The organism is Streptomyces sp. NBC_01408 (genome assembly GCF_026340255.1).
GTDB lineage: Bacteria > Actinomycetota > Actinomycetes > Streptomycetales > Streptomycetaceae > Streptomyces.
In genome coordinates this window covers 1370349-1386678 of the sequence record NZ_JAPEPJ010000001.1, presented here as the reverse complement: position 1 = coordinate 1386678, position 16330 = coordinate 1370349, and the positions used below count along the sequence as shown (strand labels likewise).

At 72.2% G+C, this 16330-nt stretch carries 18 protein-coding genes and 1 pseudogene; 7 read left to right on the top strand and 12 right to left on the bottom strand.

Translation table 11 applies throughout. From position 1 onward, the window contains the following. Nucleotides 1-79 precede the first annotated feature (79 nt). The gene (locus OG447_RS06495) at nt 80-376 is read right to left on the bottom strand and encodes a type II toxin-antitoxin system VapB family antitoxin (protein WP_009067182.1); all 297 of its coding nucleotides are present in this window, start codon (nt 374-376) and stop codon (nt 80-82) included. A gap of 88 nt (nt 377-464) precedes the next feature. Here OG447_RS06495 and OG447_RS06490 point away from each other — a divergent pair, with 88 nt between their 5' ends. Next, nucleotides 465-2120, top strand: coding sequence for a helicase HerA-like domain-containing protein (locus OG447_RS06490; protein ID WP_266935455.1), 1656 nt, complete (start codon nt 465-467; stop codon nt 2118-2120). Between the two features lie 110 nt (nt 2121-2230). Then, the gene (opcA, locus tag OG447_RS06485; protein ID WP_266935454.1) at nt 2231-3163 is read left to right on the top strand and encodes a glucose-6-phosphate dehydrogenase assembly protein OpcA; all 933 of its coding nucleotides are present in this window, start codon (nt 2231-2233) and stop codon (nt 3161-3163) included. Here the strand turns inward: opcA and OG447_RS06480 are convergent. Then, on the bottom strand, nt 3112-3591 hold the full coding sequence (locus OG447_RS06480; RefSeq protein WP_266935453.1) for a cupin domain-containing protein: 480 nt from the start codon (nt 3589-3591) through the stop codon (nt 3112-3114). The genes opcA and OG447_RS06480 overlap by 52 nt on opposite strands. Further along, a complete protein-coding gene (locus OG447_RS06475; RefSeq protein WP_266935452.1) occupies nt 3588-4232 on the bottom strand; it encodes a transcriptional regulator in 645 nt (214 codons plus the stop codon). The genes OG447_RS06480 and OG447_RS06475 overlap by 4 nt, the downstream gene beginning before the upstream one ends. Nucleotides 4233-4347: 115 nt before the next feature. Between OG447_RS06475 and OG447_RS06470 the strand changes: the two are divergent. Further along, nucleotides 4348-4596 (top strand): annotated as a pseudogene (locus OG447_RS06470) (DUF4188 domain-containing protein); the annotation flags it as partial. Nucleotides 4597-4646: 50 nt separating this feature from the next. Here OG447_RS06470 and OG447_RS06465 read toward each other — a convergent pair. Next, nucleotides 4647-5249: an HhH-GPD-type base excision DNA repair protein gene (locus OG447_RS06465; protein WP_266935451.1), complete on the bottom strand. Its 603-nt coding sequence runs from the start codon at nt 5247-5249 to the stop codon at nt 4647-4649. A 112-nt stretch (nt 5250-5361) separates the two neighbouring features. Here OG447_RS06465 and OG447_RS06460 point away from each other — a divergent pair, with 112 nt between their 5' ends. After that, entirely contained in the window at nt 5362-6180 is an 819-nt protein-coding gene (locus OG447_RS06460) for a VOC family protein (protein WP_266935449.1), read from the top strand. A gap of 186 nt (nt 6181-6366) precedes the next feature. Further along, on the top strand, nt 6367-6786 hold the full coding sequence (locus OG447_RS06455; RefSeq protein WP_266935448.1) for a molybdopterin-binding protein: 420 nt from the start codon (nt 6367-6369) through the stop codon (nt 6784-6786). Between the two features lie 30 nt (nt 6787-6816). Here the strand turns inward: OG447_RS06455 and OG447_RS06450 are convergent, their stop codons facing one another. From OG447_RS06450 to OG447_RS06440, 3 genes are all read right to left on the bottom strand, one after another. Further along, nucleotides 6817-7263, bottom strand: a complete 447-nt coding sequence (locus tag OG447_RS06450; protein ID WP_266935446.1) for a molybdopterin-dependent oxidoreductase — start codon at nt 7261-7263, stop codon at nt 6817-6819. Nucleotides 7264-7328: 65 nt separating this feature from the next. Continuing rightward, the gene (locus OG447_RS06445) at nt 7329-10115 is read right to left on the bottom strand and encodes a molybdopterin-dependent oxidoreductase (RefSeq protein ID WP_266935445.1); all 2787 of its coding nucleotides are present in this window, start codon (nt 10113-10115) and stop codon (nt 7329-7331) included. After that, entirely contained in the window at nt 10112-10951 is an 840-nt protein-coding gene (locus tag OG447_RS06440) for a xanthine dehydrogenase family protein subunit M (protein WP_266935444.1), read from the bottom strand. The genes OG447_RS06445 and OG447_RS06440 overlap by 4 nt, the downstream gene beginning before the upstream one ends. 236 nt (nt 10952-11187) lie before the next feature. Here OG447_RS06440 and OG447_RS06435 point away from each other — a divergent pair, with 236 nt between their 5' ends. Further along, a complete protein-coding gene (locus OG447_RS06435) occupies nt 11188-12645 on the top strand; it encodes a PucR family transcriptional regulator (protein ID WP_266935443.1) in 1458 nt (485 codons plus the stop codon). Between the two features lie 71 nt (nt 12646-12716). On the opposite strand, the gene OG447_RS06430 is transcribed toward OG447_RS06435, so the two are convergent. The 5 genes from OG447_RS06430 to OG447_RS06410 form a co-directional block, all read right to left on the bottom strand. Continuing rightward, nucleotides 12717-13115, bottom strand: a complete 399-nt coding sequence (locus tag OG447_RS06430; RefSeq protein ID WP_266935442.1) for a molybdopterin-binding protein — start codon at nt 13113-13115, stop codon at nt 12717-12719. Nucleotides 13116-13231: 116 nt separating this feature from the next. Beyond that, nucleotides 13232-13588, bottom strand: a complete 357-nt coding sequence (locus OG447_RS06425) for a helix-turn-helix transcriptional regulator (RefSeq protein WP_266938777.1) — start codon at nt 13586-13588, stop codon at nt 13232-13234. A 68-nt stretch (nt 13589-13656) separates the two neighbouring features. Then, nucleotides 13657-14103, bottom strand: a complete 447-nt coding sequence (locus tag OG447_RS06420; RefSeq protein ID WP_266935441.1) for an SRPBCC domain-containing protein — start codon at nt 14101-14103, stop codon at nt 13657-13659. Nucleotides 14104-14193: 90 nt separating this feature from the next. Next, nucleotides 14194-14616 carry a PIN domain nuclease gene (locus tag OG447_RS06415; protein WP_266935440.1) on the bottom strand — a complete coding sequence of 141 codons (423 nt, stop codon included), beginning with the start codon at nt 14614-14616 and terminating at the stop codon, nt 14194-14196. Further along, nucleotides 14613-14828 (bottom strand): type II toxin-antitoxin system VapB family antitoxin, encoded by a 216-nt coding sequence (locus OG447_RS06410; protein WP_266935439.1) that lies wholly within the window; start codon nt 14826-14828, stop codon nt 14613-14615. The genes OG447_RS06415 and OG447_RS06410 overlap by 4 nt, the downstream gene beginning before the upstream one ends. Nucleotides 14829-14977: 149 nt before the next feature. On the opposite strand from OG447_RS06410, the gene OG447_RS06405 reads away from it, so the two are divergent. Next, nucleotides 14978-16198, top strand: coding sequence for a sensor histidine kinase (locus OG447_RS06405; protein WP_266935437.1), 1221 nt, complete (start codon nt 14978-14980; stop codon nt 16196-16198). Nucleotides 16199-16330: the final 132 nt, after the last annotated feature.

Genomic DNA, 16330 nt, shown 5'->3' with positions numbered 1-16330 from the left:
TACTAAATGATCTGCTGATAGGTCAATGGTGACCCGAAAGGCGCAATCTGCGCGAAGCGGAAGCCGCTCCGCGTCGGCGTCAGTCCATTTCCAGGACGCGGGCGTGCAGCACCTGACGCTGCTGCAGGGCCGCGCGTACGGCGCGGTGCAGCCCGTCCTCCAGGTAGAGGTCACCCCGCCACTTGACGACGTGGGCGAAGAGGTCGCCGTAGAAGGTGGAGTCCTCGGCGAGCAGCGTTTCGAGGTCCAGCTGTCCCTTGGTCGTCACCAACTGGTCCAGCCGGACCGGGCGCGGCGCGACGTCCGCCCACTGACGGGTGCTTTCCCGGCCGTGGTCGGGGTACGGCCTCCCGTTTCCGATGCGCTTGAAGATCACACGGAAAGCCTACCGGGCCGGTGCCTGCGGGCGCAGCCTTGCTGCGTCGGTGCAAAAGTGGCAAAGAGCACCAATTCGGGAGCGATGAATGAGCGAGAGCACGGACCCAGAGGTTCCGACGGGCCGGACGGGCCCGGCGACCGCCCCGGAGGCGGCCGACGCGGCCGAGGCGACCGAGGCCGACGCCGGTCCCGCCGCCGCGATCGCCGCCGGGTACGCCTTCACCGGCCCCGCGCTCGACCTCGGCGCCCTCCTCTGGGACGGCCACGTGCTGCCGGAGCGCCAGATCCGCATCCCCCTGTCGATGCTCAACCGCCACGGGCTGGTCGCGGGCGCCACCGGCACCGGCAAGACCAAGACCCTCCAGCTCATCGCCGAGCAGCTGTCGGAGGGCGGCGTCCCCGTCTTCCTCGCGGACATCAAGGGCGACGTCTCCGGGATCTCGGTGCCGGGCACCGCGAACGACACGATCGCGCAGCGGGCCGAAGAGGTCGGGCAGCAGTGGGAGCCCACCGGATGCCCCAGTGAGTTCTACTCGCTCGGCGGGATCGGCCCCGGGATCCCGGTGCGTTCGACCGTCACCGCCTTCGGCCCGGTGCTGCTGTCCAAGGTGCTCCAGCTCAACCAGACGCAGGAGCAGTCCCTCGGCCTGATCTTCCACTACGCCGACACCAAGGGCCTGGAGCTGATCGACCTCAAGGACCTGCGGGCCGTCGTCGCCTTCCTCGTGTCCGACCAGGGCAAGCCCGAACTCAAGGGCATCGGCGGACTGTCCACGGTGACCGCGGGGGTGATCCTGCGGGCGCTCACCGCCTTCGAACAGCAGGGGGCGGCCGAGTTCTTCGGCGAGCCGGAGTTCGACACCAGTGAGTTCCTCCGCACGGCCGCCGACGGGCGCGGAGTGGTCTCCGTACTCGAACTCCCGGCGGTCCAGGACAAACCGCAGCTCTTCTCCACCTTCCTGATGTGGCTGCTCGCCGACCTCTACACCGACCTGCCGGAGGTCGGCGACCTGGAGAAGCCCAAGCTGGTCTTCTTCTTCGACGAGGCGCACCTGCTCTTCAATGGCGCCTCGAAGGCCTTCCTGGACTCCGTCACCCAGACGGTGCGCCTCATCCGCTCCAAGGGCATCGGCGTCTTCTTCGTCACGCAGACCCCCAAGGACGTACCGGCGGACGTCCTCGCCCAGCTCGGCAACCGGGTGCAGCAGGCGCTGCGCGCCTTCACCCCCGACGACGCCAAGGCCCTGAAGGCCACCGTGAGGACCTTCCCCCGCTCCCCTTACGACCTCGAAGAGCTGCTCACCCAGCTGGGGACCGGCGAGGCGGTGATCACCGTGCTCAGCGAGAAGGGCGCGCCGACGCCGGTCGCGGCGACCCGGCTGCGCGCCCCGCAGTCGCTCATGGGGCCGGTCGAACCGACCGCCCTCGACCAGGCGGTGAAGTCCTCGCTGCTGTACTCCCGGTACGCGGAGCCCGTCGACCGCGAATCGGCGTACGAGAAGATCAGCGCCGAGCAGGCCGCCGCCGAGGCGCAGGCGGAGGCGGCCGCGGCCGCCGCCGAGGCCGAGAAGCAGGCCAAGGCGGCCGAGAAGGCGGGGCGCAGCGCCCCGGAGCCGGACCCCTCGCTGGCCGAACAGGTGGTGGGCAGCGGGCTGTTCCGCTCGCTGGCCCGGTCCATCGGGACCCAGCTGGGCCGGGAGATCTCGCGGTCGGTCTTCGGTACGGCGCGGCGGCGCAGATGAGTGACGCAGCCGAACGCAGGTGACATACGCCGGTCCGGCGCGGGCCGGTCCAGGAGGAATCGAGTGAACCGGGTGCCCGGACCGGGGCGGGCGCTGACAGACTCGTGGGTATGCGGACCGAACTCACCGACACCACCTCCAGCAAGGTCAACCGGGCCCTGCTCGAAGCCCGCCGGGCCATCGGCAGCCCCACGATGGGGCTGGTGCTGACCCTCGTCCTCGTCACCGACGAGGAGAACGCGTACGACGCCGTGCGCGCGGCCTCCGAGGCGTCGCGCGAGCACCCGTGCCGCATCATCGCGGTGATCAAGCGGACCTCGCGGGGCCCGCACCAGCGCCGGGCGACCCGGCTCGACGCCGAGCTGAGGGTCGGTTCGGACGCCGGGACCGGCGAGATCATCCTGCTGCGGCTGCACGGGGCGCTGACCGACCAGGCCGGTTCGGTCGTCCTGCCGCTGCTGGTGCCGGACGCGCCCGTGGTGGCGTGGTGGCCGGGCGACGCACCGGCCGACCTGGCGGGGGACCCGCTGGGCGCGCTGGCGCAGCGCCGGATCACGGACGCGGCCGCGGCCGTGGACCCGGTGGGCGTGCTGGACGTCCGGGCGGGCGGCTACCAGCCCGGTGACACCGATCTGGCGTGGACCCGACTGACGCCGTGGCGGGCCCTGCTGGCCGCCGCTCTCGACCAGAAACCGCTGCCGGTGACCGGCGCGCGGGTGGAGAGCGAGCCCGACAACGCGAGCGCGGAGCTGCTGGCGCGCTGGCTGGAGGACCGGCTCGGGGTGCCGGTCGCCCGCGTGGCGACCGACGGCCCGGTGATCACCGGGGTCAGCCTCCAGACCACGGGCGGCGAGATACGCGTGGACCGTCCCGGGGGCGCGCTGGCCACCCTGATCCTGCCGGGGAGCCCCGACCGCAGGGTGGCGCTGAAGGTCCGCAGCGGGGCCGAGCTGATCGCGGAGGAACTGCGCAGGCTCGACGCGGACGTGGTCTACGGCTCCGCGCTGCGACGGCGGCCGGACCAGGCGGCGCTCTCCGCGTAGTGGTTGTCGTAGGTCGCCGAACTGTCCTTGATGTCCTGCACGGTGGCCTCGCCCGCGAAGACCCGGCCGAGCAGGCGGTAGTAGTCGAAGCGGTCCATGCCGGGCGTGAAGCCGACGAAGACGCTGGCGGTGTGGCCGGGGGCGGGGGCGAAGGCGTGCTTGACGCCCGGGGGGATCGCGATGAAGTCGCCGGCGTCGAGGGTCTGGACCTCGTCTCCGACGAGGACGTCGAGGCGGCCCTCGGTGACGTGGAAGAACTCGGTGGCCCTGGTGTGGAAGTGCGGGGGAGCGCCGACCGCGCCCTCGTCGAAGGTGGCGGTGTTGCAGGTGAGCTCGGGGGTGTCCGTGAGCAGCGTGATGATGCTGCCCGGGGCGTCCTGTACGGCTTCGGCGGTGGCGGCGCGAGTTGCGGTCGCGATCTCTGTCATGTCCCCAATCTACGGAGCTGGTCTGACATTTCCGGGCCCGGACGGTCCCGGAGGGGCGCTTTTCGGCCTCCCGGCGGTCCGAGCCCGTAGCGCCGGGCCGACTCCTCTTCCTGGGCCAGCCGGTGCATCGCCCGCAGGACCGGTTCGAAGAGGATCGCCGACGCGACCGCCGTCTCCACCTTCTCCGCCTCGGTGGGGTAGGTCTCCACGAAGTCCAGGTCACAGACGGCCACTTGGTGCATCAGGCGGGCGTACGGGGCCATGAGTTCGGCGTCCCAGGGGTAGTCGAGCCGGATCGGCGCGGCCACCGCCACCACCAGCGAGCGGTGGACCGGGGAGAGGGGGGCAAGGTCCCGGGCGGTCGACCAGCCCAGCATCTCCAGCAGCCGGTCCACCTCCTGCCGCGCGGTGACCACGGCGGGGTCCTCGTCCCCGGCGCCCGCGGCGTCTCCGGCCCCGTCCGGGGTCTCCGCGCGCTTCCCGCCGCCCTCCCCGGCGGTGTCCCCGCCGGTGTCCTTCCTCCCCTCAGGTGTGTCCAGTTCGGGCCCCTGCGGGAGCGCCCACAGGGCCGCGCCGAGGCGGATCGTCCTGCCCAGGGAGTCGTCGTCGACGTGCTTGAGCACCTCTCTGGCGGTGGCCACGGGCAGCCGCCCGACCTGGATCATCGCGCGCACCAGCCGCAGCCGCCGCAGATGGCCCTCGTCGTACTCGGCGGTGGTCGCGCTGACCCTTCGGCCGGCGGGCAACAGCCCGGCGGAGAAGCTCTACGCCTACGCCAAGGCACCCGACATGTTCCACCACCGGGTCTGGACGATCATCGACCGCAAGGAGCGCGCGGGCAAGGTGCGCGGACACGTGGGCCTGTGGCACGAGGCGTACGTCGTGCCCGAGGGCTCGTACGAGTCCGTCTACGCGGACATGCCGCCCTACGGGCTGGCGGCGGCCACCGGGGTGCTGCCGGTCGGGAGCCGCGGGCGGCGCGCCGCCGACCGCTTGGCCCACCGCGGACACCCCGTAGCGGCGAGCCGGGTCGGTCAGGCCGGACCGACCCGGACCTACGACCCGCCCGAGGCCTTGGCGGCCTTGGCCGCGGCCTTCATCTCCTGCTTGTGCGCCCGGACCTTCGCCAGGGACTCCGGACCGGTGATGTCGGCCGCCGAGCGGTAGACGTTCGCCGGCCCGTACCCGCCCGCGGCCTCCCGCCAGCCCTTCGGGCGCACGCCGAACCGCTTGCCCAGCAGGGCGAGGAAGATCTGTGCCTTCTGCTCCCCGAAGCCCGGCAGTTCCTTGAGGCGCTTCAGCAGCTCCTCGCCCGTCGCGGCGTCGGCCCACACGGCCGCGGCGTCTCCGTCGTAGTGCTCCACCAGGTACGCGCACAGCTGCTGGATCCGCTTCGCCATCGACCCCGGGTACCGGTGGACGGCGGGCTTCGCCGAGAGCAGCGCGGCGAAGGCCTCCGGGTCGTACGCGGCGACGGCGTGCGCGTCCAGGTCGTCCGAGCCGAGCCGCTGGGCGATCGTGTAGGGCCCGGAGAAGGCCCATTCCATCGGGACCTGCTGGTCGAGCAGCATGCCGACGAGCGCGGCGAGCGGGCTCCGGCCGAGGAGCTCGTCGGCCTCCGGCTGCATGGCCAGCCGGATGGTGATGTCCTTGTCCATGGCTCCAGCGTCCCTCCCGTGCGTGGTCGCCGCGCGGTCGCCGCGCCGCGCGCCTAGCGTGAGTACGAGCAGGCAGTGCAGGCATGCCACACGACACAGGAGTCGATCGATCATGGCTGAGTTCACAGAAGGCGCCCCTTGCTGGGTGGACGCGATGTTCACCGATGTGGAGGGTGCGAAGACCTTCTACGCCGAGGTTCTCGGCTGGACCTTCGGGGAGGCCGCCACCGAGTTCGGCAACTACACGCAGGCCTACTCCGACGGCAAGGCCGTGGCGGCAGTGGCCCCGCCGATGCCGGGAGCCGATGCTCCCTCGCAGTGGTGCCTGTACTTCGCCTCGCGCGACGCGGAGGCCACCGCCGAGAAGGTCAAGACGGCGGGCGGGGGCGTGCTGATGGGGCCGATGCAGATCGGCACCTTCGGCTCCATGGCGATCGCGAAGGAGCCGAGCGGCGCGGTGTTCGGGGTCTGGCAGCCGGGTGACCACAAGGGTTTCGAGAAGGTGGGCGAGCCGGGCGCGTACGCGTGGGCCGAGGTCTTCACGCGCGAGCCGGCGAAGGCGGACGGCTTCCTGGCGAAGGTCTTTCCGTACGAGACCCAGCAGATGGACATGGGCGACGACCCCGAAGCGGCCGGCATGGACTTCAAGGTCTTCAGCCTGGGCGGCAAGGAGAACGCGGTGCTGGGCCGGATGAAGATGGGCGAGGAGTTCCCGCCGGAGGTCCCCTCCTACATCCAGATCTACTTCTCGGTCCCCGACTGCGACGAGGCGGTCGCCAAGGCCCGCAAGCTCGGCGGAACGCTCCACTTCGGGCCGATGGACAGCCCCTTCGGCCGGTTCGCCGCCCTCACGGACCAGCAGGGCGCGGCCTTCGCGGTGATCGACCTGTCCACGACGGTCGGCGAGATGCCGCAGATGTCGGACGCGTGATCCCCGGCCCGGGGCGGCCCGGTCGGTGCGGTTGCACCGCACCCGCGAGCCGCACGCGTGGTTGCGGGTGGCGGGTGCGAGGGGCTGACCGAAGGTCAGAGAGAAGCCGCATAGCGTCGATCTTGTGCGGTCCGGCCGGGCCGCGCGCATGCCCCCGTACACGCACGAGCAGAGGTCGAAGCACTCATGAGCCTGAGCATCCGCAATCAGATCGCCGGAACCGTCACCACAGTCACCTCCGGTGAGGCCATGACGGCGGTGAGGGTGCGTCTGGTCGGCGGCCAGGAGATCACCGCCGCCGTCACCACCGAAGCCGTCAAGGACCTCGGCATCGCCGCGGGATCCTCGGTCAACGCGCTCGTCAAGGCCACCGAGGTGGCCCTGGCCACCGGCCCGGTCGAGGGCCTGTCCATCCGCAACCAGATCCCCGGGACGGTCGCCGAGGTCGCCGCGGGCGGCGCGATGGCCTCCGTGAAGGTGGACGTGAACGGCGGCGGGCTGACCGCTGCCATCACCAAGGACGCGGTCGAGGCGCTCGGCCTGGCCGCCGGTTCCTCCGTCGTGGCGCTGATCAAGTCGACGGAGATCTCGCTCCAGGCCGTCTGACCGCGGGCGGCCGCTGTTCCCCGGTCCGGTTCAGCAGCCGAGCCCCGGCGCCGACAGGGCGCCGAACCACACGTGGGTGACCGCGCTGACGTAGCGCGCCCCGCACCGGTCCGTCGGGACCACCAGCTGGCTGCCCGCCTCGTCGAGCTCCTCCCCGTCGAGCCGGGTGGCCAGCAGGACGGGGCTGCCGGCGAAGTCGGCGTCCAACTCGGCCCAGGACAGGACGGTGTGGTGCCCGTCCCCGCCGCTGATCGCGAGCAGGAAGCGGCTGCGGTCCTTGCGCCGCCGCGCGTCGAAGGCGGGGCCGGCGTCCGTGACCACGTCCCGGAGCAACGGGCCTTCGAAGACGTGGCGTTGCGGGCCGTTCGTCGCGCAGTCGAAGGTCACCGCGGTCCGGTGCTGTGTCCATTCCCGCAGGTCCGCGACGCTCAGGGTCGCCGGGTGGTCCAGGTCTCCGTGCAGCAAGAGTTTGGCCATGCGTACGTCATGCCCGGCAGCGTACATTCCGGAACCTCATCTGCAAGGTTGATGGGTTGCTACGACTAGCAGGTGTGGCTTCGTTTGGTGTTTTCCTCTTGCATCTTCTGCCACACGATGTCGCGTGTCACCGGCAACTCGGTGAAGCGGATCCCCGTTGCGTCCCGCAACGCGTTCGCGAAGGCCGGGGCCACCGGGTTGAAGGGGCTCTCGGACATGGACTTGGCGCCGAGCGGGCCGATGGCGTCGGAGGTCTCCATGAAGTGGACCTCGGTGCGCGGGACGTCCGCGTACTGCGGCAGCCGGTAGCGGCGGAATGCGGCCGTGGTGACCTCCCCGCGCTCGTCCACCCGTACCGTCTCGAAGAGGGTCGCGCCGAGGGCCTGGGCGACTCCGCCCTCCACCTGGCCGCGGCACTGCATCGGGTTCATGACCTTGCCCGCGTCCGCCGCGTGCACGCTGCGCAGGATCTTCATCTCCCCCGTCTCCGGGTCCACGGCGATGCGGAACCACTGGGCGTTGAAGGCCACCGAGCGCGGGGAGCCGCCCCAGTGGCCGTCCGCCGCGATCTCGTCGAGCTCGCCCTTGTCGTACGCGGCCTCGTACAGCTCCTTGAGGGTGACGGTGCGGCCCGCGCAGTCGAAGGCCTCCGCCTGGAGTTTGCACAGGTGCCGGGCCACGCCCGTGTGCCGGGCGGCGAAGGTCTGGAGGCGCTCTGCGAGAGAGCCCGCGGCCAGCATGACCGCCTTGCCCGCCACCACCGTGCCGGCCGAGCCGAAGGCGCCGGTGTCGTGCCGGACGACGTCGGTGTCGGACTGGCGGACGGCGATGCGGTCGACGGTGGTGTTCAGGGCCCCGGCGGTGATCTGCTTGTGGACGGTGGTGGTGCCGTTGCCGAACTCGGCCGTGCCCACCGCGATGTCGTACGTGCCGTCGCGCAGCAGGCTGACCCGCGCGTCGGCGAAGTGGCCGCCCGGCGGTCCGGTCGCGATCATCGCGACCGCCGTGCCCGTCCCGGTGAGCCAGCCCTCGGGGACGTCCTCGTGGCTGCGGTCCTCGGCGATGGCCTTGCGGACGACGTCCATGCACTGGTTCATCCCGTACGAGGCGATGAAGAGGTCCTCCTCGTGGCCGATGGGGGTCACCATGTGGTCGCCGGGGCCGATGACGTTCTTCTCGCGCAGGGCGAGCGGGTCCATACCGAGCCGGATGGCGAGCTCGTCCATCACCGATTCGAGGGCGAAGAGGACCTGGCCCAGGCCGTAGCCGCGGAAGGCGCCCGCCGGCACGCAGTTGGTGTAGACGGAGTACGCCTCCACCTGCTTGTTCGGCGCCTTGTAGACGGCGAAGGACTCGCCGACGCTGTGGAACATGACCGCCGGGCCGTGGTTGCCGTAGGCGCCGGTGTTGGAGAGCACGCGGATGCGCAGCGCGGTGAGGGTGCCGTCGGCCTTGGCACCGATCTTGATGGTGATCTTGAAGGGGTGGCGGGTGGTGGCACCGTAGAACTGCTCGGCCCGGGTGAATTCGAGTTTCACCGGGCGCCGCAGCTTCAGGGCGGCGAGGACCACGATGTCCTCGGTGAGCATTTCCTGCTTGCCACCGAACCCGCCGCCCACGCGGCCCGCGACGACGCGGACCTCGTCCTCCCCCAGGTCGTAGAGGGCACACAGCGCCCGCCGGGTCAGGAACGGCGCCTGGGTGGAGGAGCGGACGGTGATGCGTTCGCCGTCGCCGTCCTCCTTGTGCTCGAAGTACGCGAGGCTGCCGTGGGTCTCCAGGCTGGCGTGCTGCACGCGCTGGGTCCGGAACGTCTCCTCGTGGACGACGTCCGCCTCCGCGTACCCCTTCTCCATGTCGCCGAGGGTGTTGTGGACCTCGCCGCACACGTTGTTCTCAGCGCGGAAGATCCCCGACTCGGGCCCCTTGGGGTGGAGGACGGGGGCGCCCGGAAGCATGGCCTCCTCCGGATCGATGACGTACGGGAGTTCCTCGTACGTGACGACCACGCGCCGGCACCCCTCCTCGGCGGCCTGCTCGCTGTCGGCGACCACGGCCGCCACGCGCTGGCCGACGAAGCGGACCACGTCGTCCAGGACGCGGGTGTCCATCGGGTCCTCGGTGGGGTGCTCGTGCCGGGCGGAGGAGTACAGCCGCTCGGGGGCGTCGTGGTGGGTGAGGACGGCGTGCACGCCCGGCACCCGGAGGGCCTCGGCGGTGTCGATGGAGACGATCCGGGCGTGCGGGTGCGGGGAGCGCAGCAGCTTCATGTGGAGCAGCCCGGGCACCTCCACGTCGAAGGTGTAGCGGGCGGTGCCGGTGACCACCTGGGGGCCTGCGGGGGCGCCCAGGGACTTGCCGACGGCCTGCCCGGCCTCGGGGGACTCGGTGTGCTTGACCCCGTGCACCGCGTCCTCGATGGCGCGGTAGCCCGTACAGCGGCAGATGTTGCCCTTGAAGGCGCGCGGGAGGTCCGCCAGCTTGCCGTCGTCGTCGGCGGTGCCCTGCTCGGCCTGGAGGGCGGCGGTGGTCATCAGGAAGCCCGCCGTGCAGAAGCCGCACTGGAAGCCCTGGGCGTCGAGGAACTGCTGCTGGGCCGGGTGGAGTTCGCCGCCGGGCGAGCAGAGCCCCTCGACGGTGGTGACGGAGCGGCCCTCGGCGCGGACGGCCGGATAGAGGCAGCTGTGCACGGGGCGGCCGTCGACGTGGACCGTGCAGGCCCCGCAGTCGCCCTGGTCGCAGCCCTTCTTCACGCCGAACCAGCCGCGTTCGCGCAGGTACGTGCGCAGGCACTGGCCGGCCCGGGGCTCGTCCTCGAAGCGCCGCTTGTTGATCTCGATCTCGTAGCTCATCGGGATGCCTCCGAAGGGCCCGGTTCCGGGCGGAGTTCACGGCGGATCTCCTCGGCCAGGCGCAGCGCCATGTGGCGCCGCCAGGCGGGCAGACCGTGGATGTCGTCGAACCACTCGTCGGGCCGGACGGCGGAGTCGATCGCCTCGCGCAGCGCCGCGGCGGTGGGCGGCAGGGCGAACCAGAAGCGGAACGGGCGGGTGGTGGCGGCGGTCACGGTGACGGTGAGGGAGCCGTCCGCGAGGTCGAGGGCGCCGATCACGAGGGCGCCGGAGCGCCCGAGCCCGTAGAGCGAGGCCTGCCGGAAGGCCGTACGGGAGTCCAGTGCGCGGGCGGGCAGCCGGACCGACCGGAGCAGCTCGCCCTCCTTCAGGTCCTTGACCCCGGCGCCGAGGACGAACTCGGCGACCGGCAGGCGGCGGGTGGCGCCGTCCTGGCCCTGGAGGAGGACGGTTCCGTCGAGGGCGGCGCTGAGGGAGATCATCGGCCCGGCGGGCAGGCCGTTGCAGAGGTTGCCGCCCACCGTGGCCAGGTTCCAGATCTTGAAGCTGGCGAGGAAGGCCCGGCAGCACTGCTCGAAGAGCGGGGCCGCGGTGGTCGGCAGGGTCCGGGCGAACCGCGACAGCTCGGTGATCGTGCAGGTCGCGGCGATGTCGAGGGAGCCGTCGGGCTGCCAGGACAGTGGCGGCCAGCCCATCCGGGAGAGGTCGACGAGGCGGCGGATGTGCGGCTGCGGCTCGGAGAAGAGGTACGTGCCGCCGCCGAGCCAGGCATCGCCCGGCCGCCAGGGTTCGCGGCGTCGCGCGTCGCGCACGTCCACCACCGTGTTGAGGTCCACTTCGCGCCACCGGTCCTTCCGCGCAGATGCGTTTGTCGCAGATGCGTTTTCGCCAGTGAAGCAACGGGAGCGGGGCCGCGACGACTGGTCCCCGGCACGGAAACAGAGGGCGGCGGGACCCATCGCCTTGGATGATCAACCAGGACCCCAGCCGGATGCTGCCCCTTGCATTTACTATGAGGATCCTCTTATTCGCCTCGCGAATGTGGGCTGCCACCCACCGCAAGGAGTCCCTCATGCACGTCCTCGACCTGCTCCGGTCCGACAGCCTCGGCCTCACCCTGCTCTGGGGCGAGGAAGCCCTTCTCGGCCAGGAGATCAGCGGGGTCACCGCCACCGACCTGGAGGACCCGGGCCGCTTCCTGGGACCCGGGGAGCTCGTCCTCAGCGGGCTCGTCTGGTGGGCGCAGGGCGAAGCGGCGAAGGCCGAGCACTTCGTCGCCGCCCTCGCCGAGGCCGGGGCCACCGCGCTGCTGGCGGGCGAGGAGACCCACGGGCGGGTGCCCGACGAGCTCGTCGCCGCCTGCCGCGCACACCGGGTGCCGATCGTGGCGGTCCCGGCGAGCACCAGCTTCCGGGCGGTGACCGAGGCCGTGTACCTGCGCCAGTGGGGCGACCTGAGCCGCCGTCCCACCCGCACTTTTGCTCTCCCCGAGAACGTGCGCGGCGAGCTCAGCCGGCTCGTGGAGGGCGGGGCCGGGCCCGCCGAGCTGCTGGACCGGGCCTGCGCGCACCTGGGCCCGGTCAGCGGCTACCTGCTCACCGCCAGCGGCCGCACGGTGGCCCGTACGCCGTCCGCGCCCGCGATCCCGGCCCAGCGGGCGGTGTCCGCCCCCGCGCGCGGCGGGCTCGCGCTGCGCATCGAGGCCGACAGCTCCGCCTACGACGCCTGGCAGCTGTACGTGCCGGACGCGGACGCTGCCCCTCCGCGGGTGCTGCACGAGATCGCCCAGGTCCTCGCCCAGTACCGCGACGGGCAGGCGCGCCGGGTGGCCGCGGCCCGGGCGGCGGGCCAGGAGCTGATCGGGCTGCTGGAGGGGGCGCAGCCGGCCGAGCCGGGCGCGCTGGAGGAGGCGCTGGGCGCGGCCGGGCTGCCCCCGGGCGGCCCGTACCGGGTCCTGGCGGCGACCTCGGGCGACGCCCTGGCCGAGGCGCTGGGGCACCTGGACGGGGTCCCGTACGCGGTGGGCCGCTCGGCGGCGGTGCTGTACGAGGCCTCCGGTGCCGATACCGACGCGGCGGCCCGGCTCCGCCCGGTGTGGCCGCTGCTCCAGGCGTGCGGCGGCCCGGAGGCGGACCTGAGGCTGGGCGCGGGCGCGCCGGCGGCGGGGGCGGAGGAGTTGAAGGCCTCGCTGACCCAGGCCCGGTTCGCGCTGACGGCGGCGGACGAGGCGGTTCCGGTGCGCGGGGTCGAGGAACTGGACACCCTGGCGGAGCTGCTGGCCGGGGTGCCGGCGGAGGTCCGGACGGTGTTCGGGGTGCGGACGCTGGGGGCGCTCGGGGACGGGATGCTGCGGGAGACCCTGGAGGTCTTCCTCGCCAACAACTGCTCGTGGGCGCGCACCGCGGAGGCCCTGCACCTGCACGTGAACACGGTGCACTACCGGATCGAGCGGGTACAGGTCCTGACGGGCCGCGACCTGTCCCGCCTCGACCACAAGCTGGACCTGTACGCGGCGCTGCGCTGCCGGTAGCCCTTCGGGCGGGGCGGGGCGGGGCAGGTCCGGGCGGTCCGGGCGAGTTCCGGCAGAGGGCTCAGGCCCGTTCAGCCCAGGTCGACGTGGACCTCGGTGGACTTCACCCGGGCCGTGACGGTCACCCCGACCGCGATGCCCAGCTCCTCGACCGACTCCCTGGTCACCAGGGACACCACGCGGTGCGGCCCCGACTGGATCTCGACCTGGGCCGCCACCTCGTCGAACCGGACGCCGGTGACGATCCCGGCGAAGGAGTTGCGTACGGAGGTCACGGGGGCGTTCGAGGGCAGCGGGTGCAGTCCGGCGGCCCGTTCCTTGGCGAAGGCCGCGAGGGCCACGCCGTCGACGGCCCGGGCCCCCTCCGGCGCGCGGTGCGCGGGCAGCCGCCCCGCGTCGGCCCAGCGGCGGACGGTCTCGGGGCTCACGCACAGCAGGTCGGCGGCCTGCCCGATGGAGTACGACGGCACGCCCGCAGCTTAGGGGGCGGTCCTTCCGCGCGGGGCCGGTAACGCCGTACGCAGCAGAACGCGCTGGTCTCCCGAAAGGCGGCGGCCGTGCGCACGGCGCCGGAACGGGGAAGGGATCACCGGCCGGGGCCGGTGTCCCCTTCCGCGGCTTCCGCGGCTTCTGCGGCTTCCGCGGCCTCGGCGATGCGCTTGATCCTCGCCAGCCGCCGGTCCCAGTCGGCCGCGAGCGCGGACATCCACCGGGCGGTCGCGTCCAGCGCGTCGGGGCGTACCGCGTACCGCACCTCGCGCCCGACCCGGCCGCCGGAGACCAGCCCGGCCGCGTCCAGGACGGCGAGGTGCTTGACCACGGCCTGGCGCGAGACGGGCAGCTGCTCGGCGAGGGTCGTCGCGGTCGCCTCACCCTGCGCGGCGAGCAGGTCGAGCAGCTGACGCCGCGTCGGGTCGGCGAGCGCGGCGAGGACCCCCTCCACCGCCGCGCCTGTCCCGCCGGCCCCGGCGGCCCTGCCTATCGCGCCGGCCCCGCCGGGAGGTGCGCCCGTCACGCGGCGGGCTGCTCGATGCGCTTCTTGAGCGCGTCGAGGACCTGGGGCCAGCCGCCGGTGTTGTCCTCCACGGCCTTGAGGCGCAGCTCCTCGGAGCCGGCCAGGGCCGCGAACCCGCTCTCGACGACGCGCAGGCGCGTCTTGTCGCCCTCCTGGGTCAGGGTGAACTCCACGAGGGTGCTGTTGTCCTCGCGCAGCTCCTCGCCGGGGAACGCGCTCGCCCAGCGGTACGCCAGGTACGTCGGCGGCTCGACCTTCTCCACGCGCACCGGGAAGTCCCCGTACTCGGGGTTCCTGGCCACCGTCGTCCCGCCGACCTCGGCCACGGTGCCGGCCACGTCGGCCGCGTCGGCCACCCAGAAACCGGGTTCGGCCACCAGCGACCACACGCGCTCCAGCGGCGCCTCGATCAGGGTCTCGCGCTCGATCCGGTCCTCACTCATCAGGGACTCCTCCGTCGTCGCATCAGGTGCAACTTCAGAGTTGCACATCAGGACAGTGAGTGCAACCCAAAGGTTGCGCGTCCCCTGCGCCTACTTGCCGGGCTCCGGGCCGTACCACTGGAGGGGTTGGCCCGTCACTGCCGCGATGCACTCGAAGTCGTGGTCGCGGTGAAGGAGGGTGAGCCCTTGAAGCTCGGCCGTCGCGGCGACGACGAGGTCGACAGCACCGGCGCTTCGGTGCTTTCCCTGTTTGGTGAGGACTTCCTGGACCTGCCAGGCGCGGTCGTAGGCGCGGTCGTCGACGGGAACCCGGCCGAAGATCAGCCGCATGTCCTCGGTGCCGCGCGCCCGGTCGGCTGCCGACCGGGCGCTGTAGAAGAACTCCAGCTCGGTGATGGGGCACGTGGCGATGAGGCCGGCGGCGGCCGCCTGGTCCCAGCCGTACTGCTCCGCATCCCCGCGCATGAAGCGCGCGAGAGCGCTGGTGTCGATCAGGAACTGCGCCGCGTTCACCGCCAGTAGTTCCGCTTGTTCTCGAACAGCTCCAGGTCGAAGGCGCCCTCTTCGGCCGAGGCACGGAGCCGGGTGAGCGCGAGGGCGCGGCGCCGGTTCTCCAGCACCTCGCGCAGAGCGGTGTTGACCGTCTCCTTCTTGGTGCTCGTCCCCAGTGCTTTCGCCACGTCGGCGACCAGCTCGTCGTCCAGATCGATGACGGTCCGACTCATGGGCACCTCCCCGAAGTCGACGGCTGGACTCGGACCTTCGGCCGTCAAACCAGGCGACCACGGTGATACCCGCGTACTTCCGTTCATAGATACTGCCGAGAGGGCGTAGCGGCCCACATCTGTGAGGTACCGGGGGAAGGAACCACCACATGAGCACAGCCATGCCCGAACCCGTTTCGGCTCCACCGCCCGCTTCCGGCGGCCCGCCCGTCCCAGGCCGCCGCACGGACCTCGCCGGCGACGCACTCGTCACCGCGGTGGCTGCCCTGGAACTGCTCCCCCTCCAGGGCTACCTCGACACCGAGTCCGTGCTCGTGTGCACGCCCGCAGTTCTGGTCCTCCTGCTGCGTCGCAGGTTCCCGGTGACGGTCTTGCTGGTCACCCTCCCGTCCATGGCCACCGGCTACCTCTGGCTGGCCCCCATGATCGCCATGTTCACAGTGGCTTCCCGTACGGTCCGACGCCGCATCGTCGTGGGTGCCGGGTCAGCCCTGTTCGGAGCGAGCCTGTGGGCCGGCGTCACCGTCGACGCCTCGTCCATGACGTGGGGTGACCATCTGGTCGCCGTCCAAGTGGCCCTGATGTTCAGCATCGGACCTGCCGGCGTGGGAATTCTGGCTCGGACCCGCTCCGAGCTGCGGGCCCGCCTCGCCGAACTCTCCGCGTCACAGGCGTACGGCCGCCGCCTGGAGGCCGAGCGGGCCGTTGCCCAGGAGCGGACGCGCATGGCCCGCGAGATGCACGACACCGTCTCGTACCACCTCGGTATCATCGCCGCCCAGTCCGGAGCACTGTCGAGCACCGCGCCGGACGACACGGTCCGCGAGGACGCCGAAATAATGCGCCGCCACAGCGCCAGCGCCATGGCGGAGCTCCGCGACATCGTTGGCGTCCTGCGCCACACTGCGGGCCGACGGGCCGACGTCGGCGACCCTGCCCGCCTGGCCAACCTGCACACCCTGGTCAAGGACGCCCGGCTGGACGCGGTCCTCAACCTCGACCTCCCCGCCGGCCGCACCTGCGTCCCGCTTGTCGAGCGGACCGCCTATCGCATCGTCCAGGAGGCGCTGACCAACGTCCGCAAACACGCCCCCGGCGCACACGTCGTCGTCACCGTGGGCCCGTCCGCCCAGGGGGACAGCCTCGTCGTCGAGGTCCGCAACGAGCCGCCGAGCACCCAGCGGCAACCCGGCCCGGCGCTCGGCGCGCCCACCAGTGGCTACGGCCTGATCGGACTGGAGGAGCGCATCGCGCTCGTCGAAGGGGCGCTGCGGGCGGGCCCGACCCCCGACGGTGGATTCGCCGTACGGGCGGAGCTGCCGCTCGTGGGCTCCGCGTACCCGTCCACCGAGCTGACCGTAACCCGCTAGTGCTGTGACCGGAAAGGTCCACCGGGTCGCGCTGCCCGGTACGGCACCTCGCCGCGTTGTCGGACCGCGCCGGTACGTCCAGTACGGGCCGCGGCCCTCCGCCTTGCGATGCACCGCACCGGACGACGCGAC

Excerpts from the sequence above, each read along its gene's own strand:
- OG447_RS06465 (WP_266935451.1), bottom strand. The coding sequence starts at position 5,249 with ATGGACAAGGACATCACCATCCGGCTGGCCATGCAGCCGGAGGCCGAC.
- OG447_RS06445 (WP_266935445.1), bottom strand. The coding sequence starts at position 10,115 with ATGAGCTACGAGATCGAGATCAACAAGCGGCGCTTCGAGGACGAGCCC.
- OG447_RS06490 (WP_266935455.1), top strand. The coding sequence starts at position 465 with ATGAGCGAGAGCACGGACCCAGAGGTTCCGACGGGCCGGACGGGCCCG.
- OG447_RS06450 (WP_266935446.1), bottom strand. The coding sequence starts at position 7,263 with ATGGCCAAACTCTTGCTGCACGGAGACCTGGACCACCCGGCGACCCTG.
- opcA (WP_266935454.1), top strand. The coding sequence starts at position 2,231 with ATGCGGACCGAACTCACCGACACCACCTCCAGCAAGGTCAACCGGGCC.
- OG447_RS06420 (WP_266935441.1), bottom strand. The coding sequence starts at position 14,103 with ATGAGTGAGGACCGGATCGAGCGCGAGACCCTGATCGAGGCGCCGCTG.
- OG447_RS06435 (WP_266935443.1), top strand. The coding sequence starts at position 11,188 with ATGCACGTCCTCGACCTGCTCCGGTCCGACAGCCTCGGCCTCACCCTG.
- OG447_RS06455 (WP_266935448.1), top strand. The coding sequence starts at position 6,367 with ATGAGCCTGAGCATCCGCAATCAGATCGCCGGAACCGTCACCACAGTC.
- OG447_RS06410 (WP_266935439.1), bottom strand. The coding sequence starts at position 14,828 with ATGAGTCGGACCGTCATCGATCTGGACGACGAGCTGGTCGCCGACGTG.
- OG447_RS06480 (WP_266935453.1), bottom strand. The coding sequence starts at position 3,591 with ATGACAGAGATCGCGACCGCAACTCGCGCCGCCACCGCCGAAGCCGTA.
- OG447_RS06460 (WP_266935449.1), top strand. The coding sequence starts at position 5,362 with ATGGCTGAGTTCACAGAAGGCGCCCCTTGCTGGGTGGACGCGATGTTC.
- OG447_RS06405 (WP_266935437.1), top strand. The coding sequence starts at position 14,978 with ATGAGCACAGCCATGCCCGAACCCGTTTCGGCTCCACCGCCCGCTTCC.